This is a genomic window from Rhodovarius sp. (genome assembly GCF_040399605.1).
Lineage (GTDB): Bacteria > Pseudomonadota > Alphaproteobacteria > Acetobacterales > Acetobacteraceae > Rhodovarius > Rhodovarius crocodyli_A.
The window spans coordinates 24501-40788 of record NZ_JBBARU010000009.1 but is presented as its reverse complement, the minus strand read 5'-3'; the positions used below and the strand labels follow the sequence as shown (position 1 = coordinate 40788).

Here is a 16288-nt window from a genome sequence, read left to right as displayed (position 1 = left end):
CCCGCCCCTCAAAAGTGGCGCGACAAGGTCCAACTCGCCGCCCCCAGCCCGGCCAATGCCAGGCCCATCGCCATGCCCGGCCATCCCGGCCGCGGCCCGGCCTGCAACACCAGCGCATTGGCCGCCAGTGAGCCCGCAAACCCAGCCAAGGGCTGCCACCAGGGCAGCACCACCGCCCCCCAGGCCAGCATCCCCAGCCATACCGCCAGGCTCACCCGGCCCAGATTGCGAAAGGCTCGGTCCGCCGGTGGATGGCTGGGGCGCAAGCCGGCCGTGGAGGAGCGGCCTTCAATGAAGGCGGCAATGCTCAACATCACCAGCGCTGCGAAATAGGACTGCATGGCGCAGGCCTAGCCCGATGCTTGCGCAGCGCGCAAGGCCGTCCGACATTCAGGCCAATCAGCCAGGAGCCCGGCATGTTCAAGACCAACAAGGACTACATCGCCACGCGTGAACTCGAGGTGGCGGTGAACGCCGCCGTCGCCCTGGGCCGGCCCTTGCTCGTCAAGGGTGAGCCTGGCACCGGCAAGACCGTTCTGGCCCAACAGGTGGCACTCGCCCTCGGCGCGCCGCTCATCGAATGGCACATCAAATCCACCACCAAGGCGCAGCAGGGGCTCTATGAATATGACGCCGTATCCCGCCTGCGCGATGGCCAATTGGGCGAGGCGCGGGTGCATGACATCCGCAACTATATTGCCAAGGGCAAGCTCTGGGAGGCCTTCACCGCCGATCAGCGCGTGGTGCTGCTGATCGACGAAATCGACAAGGCCGATATCGAATTCCCCAACGACCTGCTGCTCGAACTCGATCGCATGCAGTTCCATGTCTACGAAACCCGCGAGACGGTGGTGGCGAAGCAGCGCCCCGTCGTCATCATCACCTCCAACAATGAAAAGGAATTGCCGGACGCCTTCCTCCGCCGCTGCTTCTTCCACTTCATCCGCTTCCCGGAGCGCGACACGATGGAGCGCATCGTCCAGGCGCATTACCCCGATATCCGCAAGGATCTGGCGAGCGAGGCGCTCAATGTCTTCTTCCAGATCCGTGAGGTGAATGAGTTGAAGAAAAAACCCGCCACCTCCGAATTGCTGGATTGGCTGAAGCTGCTGATGATCGAGGATATGCCGCCCGAAGCCCTGCGCTCGAGCGATGCCAAGGTGGCCATCCCGCCGCTTTACGGCGCGCTGCTGAAGAATGAGCAGGATGTGCACCTCTTCGAGCGCCTGGCCTTCCTCAACCGCGCCCGTAGGTAGCGCGATGTTCGCCCCCTTCATCCTCGAACTCCGCCGTGCGGGCGTGCCCTCCAGCCTCACCGAATGGCTCTCCCTGCTGGGCGCCATGCGGGCTGGCGTGGCGGATTACTCGGTCGAGGATTTCTACTTCCTCGCCCGCGCCGCGCTGGTAAAGGATGAGCGCTATCTCGACCGGTTCGACCGTGTCTTCTCCCAGGTCTTCAAAGGCCTGGAGCCACCCGAGGGTGAGGAGACACCACTTCTCCCCGAAGAATGGCTGCGAAAAATCGCCGAGAAGAACCTGACGCCGGAGGAAATGGCGCAGATCGAGGCCATGGGCGGCTTCGAAAAACTGATGGAAACCCTGAAGAAGCGGCTTGAGGAGCAGAAGGGTCGGCACCAGGGTGGCTCGAAATGGATCGGCACCGCCGGCACCTCCCCCTTCGGCGCGCATGGCTATAATCCCGAAGGGGTCCGCATCGGTCAGGATAAAAGCCGCAACCGCCGCGCCACCAAGGTATGGGACAAGCGCGAATTCCGCGACCTTGCCGATGATGTCGCGCTGGGCACCCGCAATATGAAGCTGGCGCTGCGCCGCCTGCGCCGCTTCGCACGCCAGGGCGAGGCCACCGAGCTCGACCTCAACGGCACCATCCGCGACACTGCGGCGAAAGGCGGCCTGCTCGATATCCGCATGGTGGCCGAGCGGCGCAATGCCATCAAAGTGCTGCTGCTGCTCGATATTGGCGGCAGCATGGATGATCATATCCGCGCCTCGGAAGAACTCTTCACCGCCGCGCGGGCGGAGTTCAAGCACCTCAAGCACTTCTATTTCCACAACTGCGTCTATGAAAAGGTCTGGACCACCAATCAGCGGCGGCAAGCCAATATGCTGCCAACCAACGACCTGCTGCGCACCTATGGCCCCGACTATAAGCTGATCTTTGTCGGCGATGGCGCGATGAGCCCTTATGAGATCATCCAGCCCGGCGGCAGTGTGGAGCATTGGAATGAGGAGGCGGGCCGGGTCTGGATGCAGCGTCTGCGCGCCCATTTCCGCCGTTCAGCCTGGCTCAACCCCACGCCAGAAGCGCATTGGCGCCACACCGGCAGCATCGGCATGCTGCGCGAGATTATGGAGGGTGCGATGTACCCTCTCACCCTCTCAGGGCTCGACGATATGGCCCGCACCCTGGTGCGGTAGCATCACCCCGCCGGCGGATGCGCCGCCGCCCATTCCCGCGCCAGGCGGCGATAATGCTGCCCCGAGAACACCAGCATGCCCATATAGATTAGCCCCGCCAGCGCGAGTGCCGCCCATGGCTCAGTGACCAGCAAGGTGGCATAGGCCACCACGCCCAGCATCAGCGGCAATACCAGGCCCGATTTGACCTTGACCCGCTTGAAACTCCAACTCGGCAGGGTGGAGACCGCAAGCCCCGCCACCAGCACGAGCACCATCGCGACAAAGACCGGGTTGCGCAGCGCCTGCGCACTCACCAGCCAGCCCCATTCCAGCAGCGCCTGTGAGGCGAAGAGCGGGAACATCACCAGCCCCGCCGCCGCCGGCGCCGGCACCCCGGTGAAGAAATTATGCACGAAGAGCGGTTTGGCCGGCTTGGGCTGGGCCGGGTCCTCGAACAGGGCGGCATTGAAGCGTGCCAGCCGCAAGGCCAGGGCCACGGCGTAGATCAGCGATGGCAGGAAGAAGAGCGGCCCAACCGACTGCATCGCCCATAGATAAAGCACCAAGGCCGGCGCCACGCCGAAACTCAGAAAGTCGCTCAGGCTGTCAAACTCGGCGCCGAATAGCGAGGTGCCCTTCAGCAGCCGCGCCACCCTTCCATCCAGCCCATCGATCACCGCCGCCACAACGATCATCGCCCCCGCCTGGCCAAAATGGCCCTCGAAGGCAAACCGCACGGCGATCATGCCGACGCAAAGCCCCAGCATGGTCAGAATATTGGGAATCAAGCGGTTGATGGAGGGCCCGCTATAACGCGGGCGGCGCTCCAGCCGCCGGCGCAGCGCCCTGCGCGCCCTTTCCCGCGCGGAGAGCTTCGGGGTGGTCTCCCGCGCAGCGCGCGCCACTAGCGAAGATCCGCCAGTACCGTCTCGCCGCCGATCATGGTCTGCCCCAACAGCACCGAGGGCAGCACGCCGGGCGGCAGATACACATCGGTGCGGCTGCCGAAGCGGATAATGCCAAAGCGCTCGCCCGCCTGCAGGCTGTCGCCATGCTTGGCGTCGCAGAGGATGCGCCGCGCCACCAACCCGGCGATCTGCACGCAGCCCACCATCCTCCCATCCGGCAATTCGATCGCCAGCGCATTGCGCTCATTCTCATCCGACGCCTTGTCGAGGTTGGCGGAGAGGAATTTGCCGTGGTGATAGACGATCTTCTTCACCCGCCCCGCCACCGGGCTGCGATTCACATGCACATCGAGCACGGAGAGAAAGATCGCCACACGCCAGACCGGGGAGTTGCCCATATCGAGTTCGGCCGGGGGCGGGAACTCGCCGATGCTGACCACATGGCCATCCGCGGGCGCAATCACCAGCCCGGGCGTGGCGGGTGGCACGCGGTCCGGGTCACGAAAGAAATACAGGCAGAATAGGGTGAAGGCGAGACCGGGCCAGAATAGCCACCCTCCCAGGATCAAGCCCAGCCCGCAGGCAGCGGCACCGCCACCAATGAAAGGATAGCCGGCCGGGTGAGGGCGGGCGAGGACGATGCTGAGTGATTGCGCGAGGGCCATGGTCGCGGTTTATCCTCTCTTCACCCCGAGGCGGCAAGTTGCCTGAGGTCCTGGCGACGCGATCTTTTCTCGCTGAGCGGGACGGCATGCGATCTCAAAGCAGGCCAAACACCAGCGCTGCGCCGAGTATGATGGCGGGGCCAAGCACCAGCCGTGCCAGCGGCGGCAGTGGCGCCGCCGCCAGGGAAGCTGCGGCGGTCAGGCTCAGCGCCAGGGCCCAATCCTGCGGCCGGCCCAGCGCGATCACCGGGCCCGCCGCCAGCGCCGCCATAGCCGGCCCCAGCGCCAGCCACCCGGCCATAGGCAAGCGGTGGCCATAGGCCAAGCTGGCCAGCCCGGCCGTGCCCAAGGCCAGCCCCAACTCCGCCCATGGCCCGGGCTGCCCTGCCTGCAGCAGCATTGCAGTGAGGCCTAGCGGCAGGATGGCGCCCTGCCAGGCGCTGCGCATCGCAAGGCCGGCCAGCCCGGCACTCACGGCCACCAGCAGCAGAACCGGCAGCGCCCGGCCAAGATCAGGGCCATACAGCGCGCCGCCACTCATCCACCAGCCTGCCAAAAGCGCTGCCACCACCAGCATCACCCAGCCCAGCGCCACGCGTGGCCGCCAGGCCGCGAGCAGGGCCGGGGCGAGCAGCAGCAACGCCAGCAAGGGCAACCGCTCGCCCAATTGCCTGGGGCTGGCCTGCACCCCGCCAATGATCAGCGTGAAGCCCAGCACAAGCGCCAGTGGCAGCGCCGCCGCGCCCAGCCGCGGTAATCCAGCAAACCGTGCCAGCCCCGCCCCTGTCAGGGTGAGCAGAGCCGTGGCGAGGCAGGCAATAAGACGTGGATCATCGAGCATGCCGCCATTCTGCCCCGGCTGGCCGCGCGGTGGAATCACCTATTGAACCCGTCGCATCATCATGCTGCGTTGCATCATCAGGCGCAGGAGCGAGCATGCAATTCCATTATGTGAAGGTTTGGGATGGCTGGGTGAGAATGAACCACTGGCTCATCCTGGTGCTGATGCTGGTCTCCTTCGGCACGGCCAAATCCCAGAAAATGGATTGGCACATGCTCTCTGGCTACACGATCCTCACCCTGCTGATCTTTCGCCTGCTCTGGGGCGTCTTCGGCAGCGATAGCGCCCGCTTCGCGACATTTTTGGCCTGGCCCGGCGCGGCATGGCGGCAATTGGCCAAGCTTGGCCGCCGGGAGCCGGATACGGAGGTCTCCCATAACCCCGCCGGTGGCTGGATGGTCGTGCTGCTCTTGGCCCTGCTGCTAACCCAGGCGACGAGCGGCCTCTTCACCTATGATCAGGTCTTTACCCGCGGGCCCTTGGCGCGTTGGGTCTCCGAAGAATGGGTCGATTTCGCCTCCACGCTCCATGTGAAGAATTTCTATTGGCTGCTGGCTGCGATCGTTGCCCATGTGGTGGCGGTGGGGGTGTATTTCGTGGCCAAGAGCCATGACCTGCTGGGCCCGATGATCCATGGCGAAAAGAAGCTTCCGGCCGATATCCCACCGCCGCGCATGGCTAGCCCGGCCTTCGGTTTGGCCCTGCTCGCCCTTTCCGCGGCGATCGTGTGGGGTATCACCCGCATGCGAATTGGTCTCTGACGCGGGCGGGCATTGCAGCCCTCTCTGTCAGCGGTGCCGCCCGCTCCTACCGCCGACGATAGTATCCGCCGCGGTAACTGCCGCTGTAACCACCGCGGTACCCGCCGTAATACCCGCCCCAACGCGGCCCCGCGCCGAGATACACCCCCCCGCCATAATACGGATAAGGCGTGGGATAGGCGTAGGGCACGGCATAGCCCACGGCCGCCGGCGGGGCCGCGGCAAGGGGCTGTACCTCATTGCCCGCCGCCGTCATGCATTGGGAATAGGTGATGTCATATTGCTGCTGCGTGCCATAGCCTGAAGCCGCCCCGGCATTCGCTGCCGCCCCACCGCTGGCCAGAGCGCCGACGCCCGCGCCGATGGCAGCACCCGCGCCCGCATTGGCGGTGGCCGAGCCAATGGCCGCACCTATCCCCGCCCCGGCCAATGTGCCCAGCGCCACCGTGCCCGCGGCGGCCTGGTTCGCCGCCACCTGCGGGCTGCCATTCCCAATGCTTGCCGCGGCATTCTGCCGGCAGGCGGCATCCTGCTGCTGGAACAGCACATAGTCTCCGCCCTTGGGCGGCAAGGCCAGCACGGCCGGGCCGGCCGGCGGCGGCGTGGCACAGGCGGTCAATGCGAGGGCAGCCCCGGCCAGGGCCGATATGGGTGTGGTTTGTGTCATCATCTCACCTTGCAGAGCGTTCATTGCCCGCCTGTGGCGCAAGATAGGCAGCCCGGCGGCGCTTCGCATCTGATGTTACATTCTGCGACCCGCTCTTGGGGCTTCTTTACCGCGATGTCACCTCGGGCAAAGATGCGCGCAACAACAAGACTGCAACAGGAATGAGGATCGCCATGCTGAACCGTCGTGTCATTCTGGCCGCGCCCGCGCTGCTGGCCCTCCCGGCCCATGCCCAGGCCTGGCCCACCCGGCCGATCAATGTGCTGATCGGCTTCGCCCCGGGCGGGGGCACCGACATCATCGCCCGCGCCCTGCAACCCGCCATGCAGGAGGATCTGGGCCAGCCCCTCACCATCGAGAGCCGGCTCGGCGCCTCTGGTACGCTGGCCGCCGCCGCGGTGGGCCGGGCCCGGCCGGATGGCTATACGCTGGGCATCACCACCGTCAGCGCCTCGGCCGTGGTGCCGCCGCAGATGAACCCGCCGCCCTTCGATATCTATGCCGATCAGCTCCCCGTCGTGCTCTGCGGCACGGTGCCGCTGGTGGCCGTGGTGCCGCAGAGTTCCCCGGCGCAGGATTTTGCCGGCTTCATCGCCCATGCCCGGGCCAATCCGGGCCGGTTGAACTATTCCTCCTCGGGCGTTGCCACCCAGCAGCATCTCGCGGCCGAATTGCTCTCCGCCGAGGCGGGGCTGCGCATGGTGCATATCCCCTTCCGCGGCACCGGCCAGGCGGTGACGGAAATTCTGGCCGGGCGCATCGACATCGCCATCGACACATTGCCGACCTATCTCAACCATATCCGCGCCGGGCGGGTGCGCGCGCTCGCCACCACCATGCCCGAGCGCACGCCTTGGCTGCCTGATGTCCCCTCGGTGGCGGAAAGCGGCTTCCCAACCTTCAATGCCAATGTCTGGTACATGCTGATGGCACCACCCGGCACCCCCGAGGCGGTGACCGAAAGGCTGGTGGCCAGCGTCAATCGTGCCCTTTCAGACAGCACCTTGCGCGGCCGGGTGCGCGATGCCGGCTTCATCCCCGGTGGCGGAACCCAGGCCGATGCTGCCAAGTTGCTGCGCGAGGATGCCCAGCGCTATTCCGCCATCATCCGCGCCAGCAATATCCGCATGGAGTAAAGAATGCACCGCCGCAATCTGCTTGCCCTGGTTCCCACCATAGCCTTGGCACAACCCGCTCGCCCCATTCGCGTGGTGGTGCCCTTTGGTGCCGGGGGTATCATCGATGTGGTGGCGCGCATCGTCGCCGAGCCGATGGGGCGCCTCCTGGGTCAGACCATGGTGGTGGAGAACCAGCCCGGCGCCGGCAGCGTGATCGGCGCGCGCAGCGTGGCGCGGGCCCCGGCTGATGGTTCCACCCTGCTGCTTTCGGGTGCGGCGCACGCCGTCATTCCCGCGCTCTACCCGGATGCCGGGGTGGACCCGGTGGCGGATTTCGCCCCCATCGCGCTGCTCGGCCAGCAGCCTTTCGTGCTCGTGGTGCATCCGGCCAATCCCGCGCGCGATGCCGGGGCATTTCTGGACTGGCTGCGCGCCCGCCCAGGCCAGGCGCGCTTTGCCACCACTGGGGTGGGGGCGGCCTCACACCTCGCGGGCGAATTGCTCAAAAAGCTGGCTGGGGTGGATTTCGAGGTCGTGCCCTATCGCGGCACGCCCCAGGCGGTGACGGATCTGGTCGCTGGCCGCGTTGATTTCATGCTGGACAGCCAAACCCTGCTGGCGCCGCTCGCCGCTGCCGGTCAGTTGCGCGCCCTGGCCGTCACCACTGCCGCACGCTCGGCGCTCCTGCCCGAATTGCCGGCCTTCGCCGAGATCGGCCTCGCCGGGTACGACGCCTCGTCCTGGCAGGCGCTCTATGCCCCCGCCGCCACGCCGGCTGGCGAATTGGCCCGGCTGCGCGCCGCCGCCGCCACCGCATTGGCAGACCCCGCGCTGCTGCGCCGCTATGCCGAGGTGGGGGTGCAGGCGGTGAACACCGATCTCGCCCATTTCATCGCCGCCGAGCAGGCGCGCTGGCTGCCGATTCTGCGCGAGACCGGGGCGCGAGGCGGCTGATACACTTGGACATGTTTCAGCCATTCTCCCGCCACACCCGGCTGGCCAAATCCGCCTGCAATAGGGCGGGAGAGACTTCATGGTCAGCAATAGCGGGCTTTGGCCCACCCTGCTCGCCACCTGGCTGAGCATCACCCCCGTGCCGGCGGCCGCGCCAGAACCCGATGCCGGCGCGGCGCCCGTGATGCGCGAGGCCAGCCTTCCCATCAGGCGGGATTGAGTTTCCCCACCAAGCCGCCCGATAAGGGCGGATGAGCGATCTTCACCGGCATATCGAGGCCTGCAACAACACCCCATCGCCGGCGCATCTGCTGCCCTTTCGCCTGGGCGAGCAGCAGGTTGGCTGGGTTGCGCCGGAACTGGCCCGGGCGCTGACCTTCCACCCGCGGGATGTGCATTTCGATGCGCAGGGCGTGGCCCTGGCCGCGCGCCACCGCAGCCCCACCGCCCGCAGCGCGGCGCTGGAGGCATTGTGCCGCGCCTTGGGGCTGCGCGCCCGGGGCGAGCCCTTCGATATCCGCGCCACCGCCGAGGGCCCCAGCCTCGCCACGCTGGACCGTGGCGCCATCCCCGCTTTCGGCGTGATCGGCCAGGGGGTGCATCTCAATGGTCTGGTGCGCCGGTCCGATGGGCTGCATGTCTGGGTCGGCATTCGCGCCCGTGACAAGGCGGTGGCGCCGGGCCAACTCGACAATGTGGTGGCCGGCGGCATCCCGGCCGGGCTGACCCCTGAGCAATGCCTGATCAAGGAGGCCGAGGAGGAGGCCGGCATGCCCGCCGCCATCGCCGCCCAGGCCCGCCGCACCGGCCGCATCAGCTATATCCTGACCCTGCCCGAGGGGCTGCGGCGCGATGTCCTTCATATCTACGATATTGATCTGCCCGAAGACTTTATCCCCCGGCCAAATGATGATGAGGTTGAAGCCTTCGAACTTTGGCCCGCCACCCGCCTGCTGGAGGCGGTGCGCGAGACGGATACGGTCAAGTTCAACGTTAATCTCGTGCTGATCGACCTCTTTCTGCGCGAGGGGCTGATCGACCCCGCCAGCGCCGAGGGGCAGCGGCTGCGGGCCGGGCTGCACGCCGGGCCCTGAGGTTGCATGGGACCCGCGCGCGGGCCATAGCGGCGATCAATGCAGATCACGGCCATTCTCACCCATCTGGGCTTCGCGCTCTTCCTCGCACTGGTCTCTGCCGGCTGCGTGGTGTTGATGATCCGCTTTCCTATTCTCGACCATCCCGATGCCCGCAAGGCGCATCTGCATCCCACGCCCAAAGGCGGCGGCGTGGGGGTGGTGGTGGCCTTCATGATCGGCATGCTGGCGCTTTTCGTCATCGCCGATATCGCCCGGCTGGTGCCCTTGCAGTTCCTGGGCGTCATTCTCGCCGCGCTTGTCATGGCCGGCGTGGCGCTGGCCGATGATGCGCGGGATTTCCGCTTCGTGGTCAAACTGGCGGCGCAAGCCGGTGCTGCCGTGGTGGCCGTGGCCTCAGGCCTGGTGCTGGAGCGCTTGGCGGTGCCTGTCCTGGGGGAAGTGCAGCTGGGCTGGTTCGGCGTGGGCCTCACGCTGTTCTGGATTTTGGGCTGCACCAATGCGGTGAATTTCATGGATGGCAGCGATGCGCTGGTGGCCTCGGTGATGCTGGTGGCCTCCCTAGCCCTGGCGTTGATTTCGGCCAGCGAGGGCGCCTGGTTCGTTTATGCCGCATCGCTGTTTCTGGCTGCCGGTTTTGCCGGGTTTCTGCCCTTCAACCTGCCGCCGGCGCGGATTTTCATGGGCGATGTGGGCAGCCAGTTTGCCGGCTTCGTGATGGCGGTGCTGGCGGTGGCGGCGGCGCGGTTTGACGCCACGCAGATCAGTTTCCTCATCGTGCCGCTACTGCTGCTGGGTTTGCTGTTTGATGCCGGTTTCACCCTGCTGCGCCGGGCCCTGGCCGGTGAGCGGGTGAGCACCCCGCATCGCACCCATCTCTACCAGATGGCGGTCAGGGCCGGTGTTCAACCCGCCCATGTCGCCGCCATCCATGCCGGCTTCACCGTCTTCCACGCGATACTGGCGGCGGTGTTCATCCAATTGGCCCCGGCCTGGAAGCCCGCGGTGCTGCTGCCCGCACTGGCCGTGCAGCTGCTCTGGGCGGCTTGGGTGCTGGCCCGGATGCGCGCGCGGGGCCTAGCCTTTCAGTAGCAGCGCGAGCCCCAGGAACAAGGCAATCGCCAGCCCCTGGAACAGCACGCGATACTGCATCAGCGCATTGGAGCGCTTACCATTGGCATCCCCGCGCACCATCTGCACCACGCCCAGGGCCAGCACGACGAGCGTGCCGGCCATGGCCGTGATGAGCAGGATGGTCAACGCGGTCTGCATCAAGCAGCACCCGCCAAGGCCTTCCACACCACCTCGGGCGTGGCCGGCATGTCGATGCTCTTCACCGCCAGCGCATGGATCAGCGCATTGATCACCGCAGGCGGCGAGCCCACGGCACCGGCCTCACCGGCACCCTTCACCCCCAGCGGGTTGGTTTCGCAAAGCACCTCGATGAAATCCACCTCGATATCCGGCAGGTCATCGGCGCGGGGCAGGGCGTAATCCATGAAGGAGGCGCTGAGCAGCTGGCCCGAGGCCTCATCATAGGAGGTGCGCTCGAAGAAGGCCTGGCCCACGCCCTGGGCGACGCCACCATGCACCTGGCCACGGACGATCAGCGGGTTCAGCGCATGGCCCACATCATCCATCACGATATAGCGCGGGATGGAGATGATGCCGGTCTCCGGATCCACCTCAACCTCGGCCACATGGCAGCCATTGGGGAAGGTGTGGGCGGGAATATCGGCCACCTCGGCGGCGTCGAGCAGCGTCGCGGCCTCGCCAGCCGCCGCCCGCTCCTTCTGCCGCAGCGCCAGGGCGAGGATATCAATGCCTCGATCGGTGCCGGTCACCGAGAAGCGGCCCTTCTCGAATTCGATATCAACCACCGCCGTCTCCAGCACCTCGGAGGCCGCCTGGCGGCCTTTTTCCACCACCGTCGCCGTGGTGGCGAGAATGGCCGTGCCCTCAGAATACAGGCTGCGCGCGCCGCCGGTGCCGCCGCCGGTGGGCACCTGGTCGGTATCGCCCTGCATGATGCGGATTTTTTCCATGGGAATGCCCAACTCATGGCTGGTCAGCATGGCATAGGCGGTTTCATGGCCCTGGCCGGTCGATTGGGTACCAACCCAGACCTCGGCAAAACCATCCTGGGTGAAGCGCACCTCGGCCCTCTCGCTCGGCCCGCCGCCCGTGGCCTCCAGGTAATAGGCGAGGCCGATGCCGCGCTTCATGCCCTTCTTGGCCGCCGCCGCCTGCCGCGCCGGGAAGCCGGCCCAGTCGATCTTGGCGAGCGCCGCATCCATGATGGTTTCAAACTCGCCGCTATCGTAACGCTGGCCGATGGCGGTGGTGAAGGGCATGGAGGAGGATGGCACGATATTGCGCCGGCGCAATTCAATCCGGTCGATCCCCATCTCGCCCGCGGCAGTGTCGATCAGCCGCTCGACGAGATAATTGCTCTCCGGCCGGCCAGCACCGCGATAGGCATCCACCGGTACCGTATTGGTCAGCACGCCAATCACATGGGCGTGGATGCCCTGGAAGCCATAAATGCTCGCCAGCACCTTGGTGCCCGCACCTGTCGGAATGAAGGGCGCGAAGGTGGAGAGATAGGCGCCCATATTGGCGTAATTCTTCGTGCGCAGGGCCAGGAACTTGCCCGCCGCATCCAGCGCCAATTCGCCAAGGGTGATGTTGTCGCGGCCATGCGTGTCGGAGAGGAAGGCCTCCGTCCGTTCCGCCGCCCAGCGCACCGGCCGGCCCACCTGCCGCGCCGCAATCGCGCAGAGCGCGTATTCGGCGTAAAGGTAGAGCTTCATGCCAAAGCCGCCGCCGACATCGGGGGTGACCACGCGCACCTTCTCGGGCGCCACCTTCAGCACATTGCCGGCCAGCAGGTTCTTCACCAGCCACGAGCCCTGGGTGCCGGCGTAAATGGTGAATTTCTCGGCCGCCGCGTCATATTCGGCGGTGCAGGCGCGCCCCTCCATCGAGGCCACGACCACGCGGTTATTCACCACCGTCAGCTTGGTGACATGGGCAGCCTGGGCGAAGAGCGCGTCGGTTGCCGCCTTGTCGCCGGCTTCCCAGTCAAAGACGGTGTTGCTGGGCACGCTGGCCCAGACCGGCGGCGCGCCGGCATCGGTGGCGGTGGCCAGGTCGGTCGTGCTGGGCAGGGTACTGTAGTCGATCAGGATAGCCTCGGCGGCGTCGCGCGCCTGCTCCGTGCTTTCGGCCACGATGAAGGCCACCGGGTCCCCCACATGGCGCACGGTATCAGTGGCCAGGGGCAGGCGCGGTGTGTCGCCGCGCGGGCTGCCATCGGCATTCTTCAGGGGGATGACGCAGGGCACCTCGCCTACGCCCATGGCGACCAGATCAGCCCCCGTGATCACCGCCAGCACGCCCGGCATGGCCTTGGCGGCCGATGTGTCGATGGCGGTGATCGCGGCATGCGCATGCGGGCTGCGCAGCACATAGGCCTGGGTCTGGCCCGGCAGGGCGATATCGCCCGTATAACGCCCAACGCCTTTGAGCAGGCGTGGATCCTCGACGCGGCGGATGGATTGGCTGAGGCCGAACTTTGCCATGGGTGACGCTCCGTTGCTTTGGGAAGAGGATGGGGGCGAAGTGGCATTTCGGGAAGGGGCTATCCGCCCCTTCCATGCCGCGGCGTTACGCGGCCGGCTGTGGCGCGGGCGGATGCGGCGCCCGGGGCTTGCGCTTGAACCATCCCTTGATGGTCTCCCGCATGCCTTGGAACGTTACATACAGCATTGGAATCATGAAGATACCAACCACCGCCGCAGCGATCATGCCGCCAAAGACCGGGGTACCCACCGCCTGGCGCGATAAAGCAGCGGCACCTTCGGCCCAAACCAACGGCGCCAGGCCCAGGATAAAGGCGATGGAGGTCATCATCACCGCGCGGAATCGCATTCTGGCGCCCAGCACGGCAGCCTCGCGCAGGGGCATGCCCTTCTCGCGCTGCTCCTTGGCGAATTCCACGATCAAAATCCCGTTCTTCGCGGCCAGCGCGATCAGCACGACAAGGCCGATCTGGGCATAAACGTCCAGCGCCTTGCCAGCGATCAGCAAAGCCCCAAACGACCCCAACCCGCCCGCGGCGACCGAGAGCAGCACCGGGATGGGTATGGTCCAGCTCTCATACAGCCCCACCAGGAAGAGATAGGCAAAGAGCATGGCCAGGGCGATCAGCACGCTCGTCCGCCCCGCCGCCTGCTTTTCCTGGAATGCCGTGCCAGTCCATTCAAAACTATAGCCAGGCGGCAGCACCCGGGCGGAGAGCTGCTCCATCGCCAGCAGCGCATCACCTGTGGAGGTGCCGGGCGATGGCGCGCCATTGAGCAGCACGGTGCGGCTGTTGTTGTAACGGCTGATGGTCTGCGCCCCCAGCACCACCCGCACATCGGCGAAGGAGCGCAGCGGCACCATCTGCCCGGTCTGGCTGCGCACGCGAATGCGCCAGATATCCGACAATTCGTCCCGATCGCGCGCCTCGGCCTGGATATTGACCTGCCAGGTCCGGCCAAACAGGTTGAGATCATTGACATAAAAACCACCCAAAGTGGCCTGCAAGGCGGTGAAGATATCGGAGATGCGCACCCCCAGCGCCTGCGCCTTGTCGCGATCCACATCGAGAAAGAGCGAGGGCGTGGTGGGCGAGAAGGTGGAGAATACCCCGCGCAGTCTGGGGTCCTGATTGGCCGCAATCATCACCCCCAGCATGGCGCCGCCCAATTCCACGGGGTCGCGCCCCTCCAGATCCTGCAACTGGTATTCAAAGCCCCCGCCAGTGCCCAAGCCGATGATCGGCGGGATATTGAAGGCGAAGACATTGGCGGTGCGAATGCCCTGTGCGGCGCCAAACACCCGCCCGATGGCGGTGAAAACACTGTCCTGCACCGTTGTGCGCTCGGCAAAAGGCTTCATCCGCGCCACCATGAAGGCGGCGTTGGATTGCGCGCCACCATCGATCAGCGAGAAGCCGACAATGGCCAGGGTATTCTCAATCGCCGGATTTTGTTTGAGAATCGCCTCCACCTGCTCCACCACCGCGCGGGTGCGCCCCACCGAGGCGCCCTGCGGCAATTGCAATTGCACGAAGAAGGCGCCCTGATCCTCCTGCGGCAGAAAGCCCTGCGGTGTGCGTGACCCTGCGGCGTAAATGCCAAAACCGATCACGGCGGTAATGGGAATGGCCAGCACTGCCACCCGTACCAGCTTGCTCACAATCCAGGCATAGCCGTCCCGCGCGCCATCAATCGCCTTGAGCACATATTTGATCGGCCCGCGCCGGGGCCCCGAATGTGTCAGCAGAATCGCGCAAAGGGCCGGTGAGAGCGTGAGCGCATTGATCGCCGAGATGATCATGGCGACGATGATCGTCACCGCGAATTCGCGGAACAGCACCCCCGCCACGCCGGGGATGAAGGCCACCGGCACAAAGACCGAGAGCAGCACCATGGTGATGGCGATGATCGGCCCGGTGATCTCACCCATCGCCTTTTTGGTGGCCTCCGCCGGCGAAAGCTCCGGCTCCTCCTCCATCACCCTTTCGACATTCTCCACCACCACGATGGCGTCATCGACGACAATGCCAATCGCCAGCACCATGGCCAGCAGCGAGATCGTATTGGCCGAGAAGCCAAGGGCCAGCATCACCGCGAAAGTGCCGATCAGCGAGACCGGCACGGCGATGGCAGGCACGATGGTGGCGCGGAAACTGCCCAGGAACAGATAGACCACGAGCACGACAAGCACGAAGGCCTCCACCACCGTCTTGAGCACCTCCTTGATGGTGTCGGAGACGAAGGTCGAGGTGTCATAAAACACCCGGTAATCGACGCCTTCCGGGAAGCGGCCCTTCAGCTCATCCATCGCCCTGCCCACACTGGCCGCCACCGCCACGGCATTGGCGCCAGGCGAGAGATAAATCCCCATGGTGACCGCGGGCTGGCCATTCAGCCGGCTCTCAGTGTCCTCATTGGCGGCACCCAGCTCGATGCGCGCCACATCGCGCACCCGCAATGCCGAGCCATCGGGATTGGCGCGGATGATGATGTCGCCGAATTGCTGCGGCGTCGTCAGCCGCCCCTGGGTTTGCAGGTTGAACTGGAATTGCTGGTCAGGCCCGGTGGGCCGCGCACCAATCCGCCCCACCGCCGCCTGCACATTCTGCCCCTGAATGGCGGCGATGATATCCGAAGGCGAAACATTGAGGCTGATCAGCCGATCCACCTCAAACCAAATGCGCATCGAATAGTCGAGGGCACCAAAGAGGGTGACCTGCCCCACCCCCGGCACCCGGGCCAGCCGGTCGATGATATTGATGGTGGTGTAGTTCGACAGGAAAATCGGCGTGCGCGAGGCATCGGGCGAATAGACGAACAGAAACTGCAGCACGGCCGATGACTGCTTGCGCACCGTCACGCCATTGCGCTGTACCTCCGTCGGCAATCGGGCCAGCGCCGCCTGCACGCGGTTATTCACATTCACCGTCGCAATATCCGGGTCCGTGCCCAGGGCGAAGGAGACGCTCAGCGTATAGGTGCCATCATTGGCCGAATTGCTGCGCATATAGAGCGCACGATCCACCCCATTCACCGCCGATTCCAGCGGCTGGGCGACGGTGGCCTCCACCACCGCGGCGGATGCGCCGGGATAGCGCGCGGTCACCTGCACCTGCGGCGGCACAATATTGGGAAACTGGCTGACCGGGATCACCGAAAGCGCCAGCGCGCCGGCAATGGTGGTCACAATCGCGATGACAATGGCGAGCCTGGGGCGATCGACGAAGACGGAGGAAAGCATGGCGTGGGCCTACCGTGCCGCCGGGGCGGCG

The 16288-nt window shown here is 65.9% G+C and carries 16 protein-coding genes; 8 read left to right on the top strand and 8 right to left on the bottom strand.

Features of this window, described 5'->3' with window-relative positions; all coding sequences use genetic code 11:
* Window positions 1-8: 8 nt before the first annotated feature.
* The gene (locus tag ABWP84_RS04795; RefSeq protein WP_353210857.1) at window positions 9-341 is read right to left on the bottom strand and encodes a hypothetical protein; all 333 of its coding nucleotides are present in this window, start codon (window positions 339-341) and stop codon (window positions 9-11) included.
* Window positions 342-416: 75 nt separating this feature from the next.
* On the opposite strand from ABWP84_RS04795, the gene ABWP84_RS04790 reads away from it, so the two are divergent.
* The gene (locus tag ABWP84_RS04790; RefSeq protein WP_353210856.1) at window positions 417-1256 is read left to right on the top strand and encodes a MoxR family ATPase; all 840 of its coding nucleotides are present in this window, start codon (window positions 417-419) and stop codon (window positions 1254-1256) included.
* A 4-nt stretch (window positions 1257-1260) separates the two neighbouring features.
* A complete protein-coding gene (locus ABWP84_RS04785) occupies window positions 1261-2439 on the top strand; it encodes a VWA domain-containing protein (RefSeq protein WP_353210855.1) in 1179 nt (392 codons plus the stop codon).
* Between the two features lie 2 nt (window positions 2440-2441).
* Here the strand turns inward: ABWP84_RS04785 and ABWP84_RS04780 are convergent, their stop codons facing one another.
* The 3 genes from ABWP84_RS04780 to ABWP84_RS04770 form a co-directional block, all read right to left on the bottom strand.
* Entirely contained in the window at window positions 2442-3326 is an 885-nt protein-coding gene (locus ABWP84_RS04780) for a phosphatidylcholine/phosphatidylserine synthase (protein ID WP_353210854.1), read from the bottom strand.
* Window positions 3326-3994, bottom strand: coding sequence for a phosphatidylserine decarboxylase (locus ABWP84_RS04775; protein WP_353210853.1), 669 nt, complete (start codon window positions 3992-3994; stop codon window positions 3326-3328). Before ABWP84_RS04775 ends, ABWP84_RS04780 begins: the two co-directional genes overlap by 1 nt.
* 94 nt (window positions 3995-4088) lie before the next feature.
* Window positions 4089-4874 (bottom strand): hypothetical protein, encoded by a 786-nt coding sequence (locus ABWP84_RS04770; protein WP_353210852.1) that lies wholly within the window; start codon window positions 4872-4874, stop codon window positions 4089-4091.
* Between the two features lie 56 nt (window positions 4875-4930).
* On the opposite strand from ABWP84_RS04770, the gene ABWP84_RS04765 reads away from it, so the two are divergent.
* Window positions 4931-5596, top strand: a complete 666-nt coding sequence (locus ABWP84_RS04765; RefSeq protein WP_353210851.1) for a cytochrome b/b6 domain-containing protein — start codon at window positions 4931-4933, stop codon at window positions 5594-5596.
* 46 nt (window positions 5597-5642) lie between these two features.
* Here the strand turns inward: ABWP84_RS04765 and ABWP84_RS04760 are convergent, their stop codons facing one another.
* Window positions 5643-6287, bottom strand: coding sequence for a hypothetical protein (locus tag ABWP84_RS04760; protein ID WP_353210850.1), 645 nt, complete (start codon window positions 6285-6287; stop codon window positions 5643-5645).
* 149 nt (window positions 6288-6436) lie between these two features.
* Between ABWP84_RS04760 and ABWP84_RS04755 the strand changes: the two genes are divergently transcribed.
* The 5 genes from ABWP84_RS04755 (at window position 6437) to ABWP84_RS04735 (ending at window position 10521) form a co-directional block, all read left to right on the top strand.
* Window positions 6437-7399 carry a tripartite tricarboxylate transporter substrate binding protein gene (locus tag ABWP84_RS04755; protein ID WP_353210849.1) on the top strand — a complete coding sequence of 321 codons (963 nt, stop codon included), beginning with the start codon at window positions 6437-6439 and terminating at the stop codon, window positions 7397-7399.
* A gap of 3 nt (window positions 7400-7402) precedes the next feature.
* Window positions 7403-8335, top strand: coding sequence for a tripartite tricarboxylate transporter substrate-binding protein (locus tag ABWP84_RS04750; RefSeq protein ID WP_353210848.1), 933 nt, complete (start codon window positions 7403-7405; stop codon window positions 8333-8335).
* A 79-nt stretch (window positions 8336-8414) separates the two neighbouring features.
* Window positions 8415-8555: a hypothetical protein gene (locus tag ABWP84_RS04745; RefSeq protein ID WP_353210847.1), complete on the top strand. Its 141-nt coding sequence runs from the start codon at window positions 8415-8417 to the stop codon at window positions 8553-8555.
* Window positions 8556-8586: 31 nt separating this feature from the next.
* Window positions 8587-9429 carry a DUF4743 domain-containing protein gene (locus ABWP84_RS04740; RefSeq protein ID WP_353210846.1) on the top strand — a complete coding sequence of 281 codons (843 nt, stop codon included), beginning with the start codon at window positions 8587-8589 and terminating at the stop codon, window positions 9427-9429.
* A 39-nt stretch (window positions 9430-9468) separates the two neighbouring features.
* Window positions 9469-10521, top strand: a complete 1053-nt coding sequence (locus ABWP84_RS04735; RefSeq protein ID WP_353210845.1) for an MraY family glycosyltransferase — start codon at window positions 9469-9471, stop codon at window positions 10519-10521.
* Here the strand turns inward: ABWP84_RS04735 and ABWP84_RS04730 are convergent.
* The 3 genes from ABWP84_RS04730 to ABWP84_RS04720 form a co-directional block, all read right to left on the bottom strand.
* Window positions 10507-10701 (bottom strand): twin transmembrane helix small protein, encoded by a 195-nt coding sequence (locus ABWP84_RS04730; RefSeq protein WP_353210904.1) that lies wholly within the window; start codon window positions 10699-10701, stop codon window positions 10507-10509. The two genes, ABWP84_RS04735 and ABWP84_RS04730, sit on opposite strands and share 15 nt — an antisense overlap.
* Entirely contained in the window at window positions 10701-13013 is a 2313-nt protein-coding gene (locus tag ABWP84_RS04725; RefSeq protein ID WP_353210844.1) for a xanthine dehydrogenase family protein molybdopterin-binding subunit, read from the bottom strand. Before ABWP84_RS04725 ends, ABWP84_RS04730 begins: the two co-directional genes overlap by 1 nt.
* Window positions 13014-13098: 85 nt before the next feature.
* Window positions 13099-16257, bottom strand: a complete 3159-nt coding sequence (locus ABWP84_RS04720; RefSeq protein ID WP_353210843.1) for a multidrug efflux RND transporter permease subunit — start codon at window positions 16255-16257, stop codon at window positions 13099-13101.
* Between the last annotated feature and the right edge of the window lie 31 nt (window positions 16258-16288).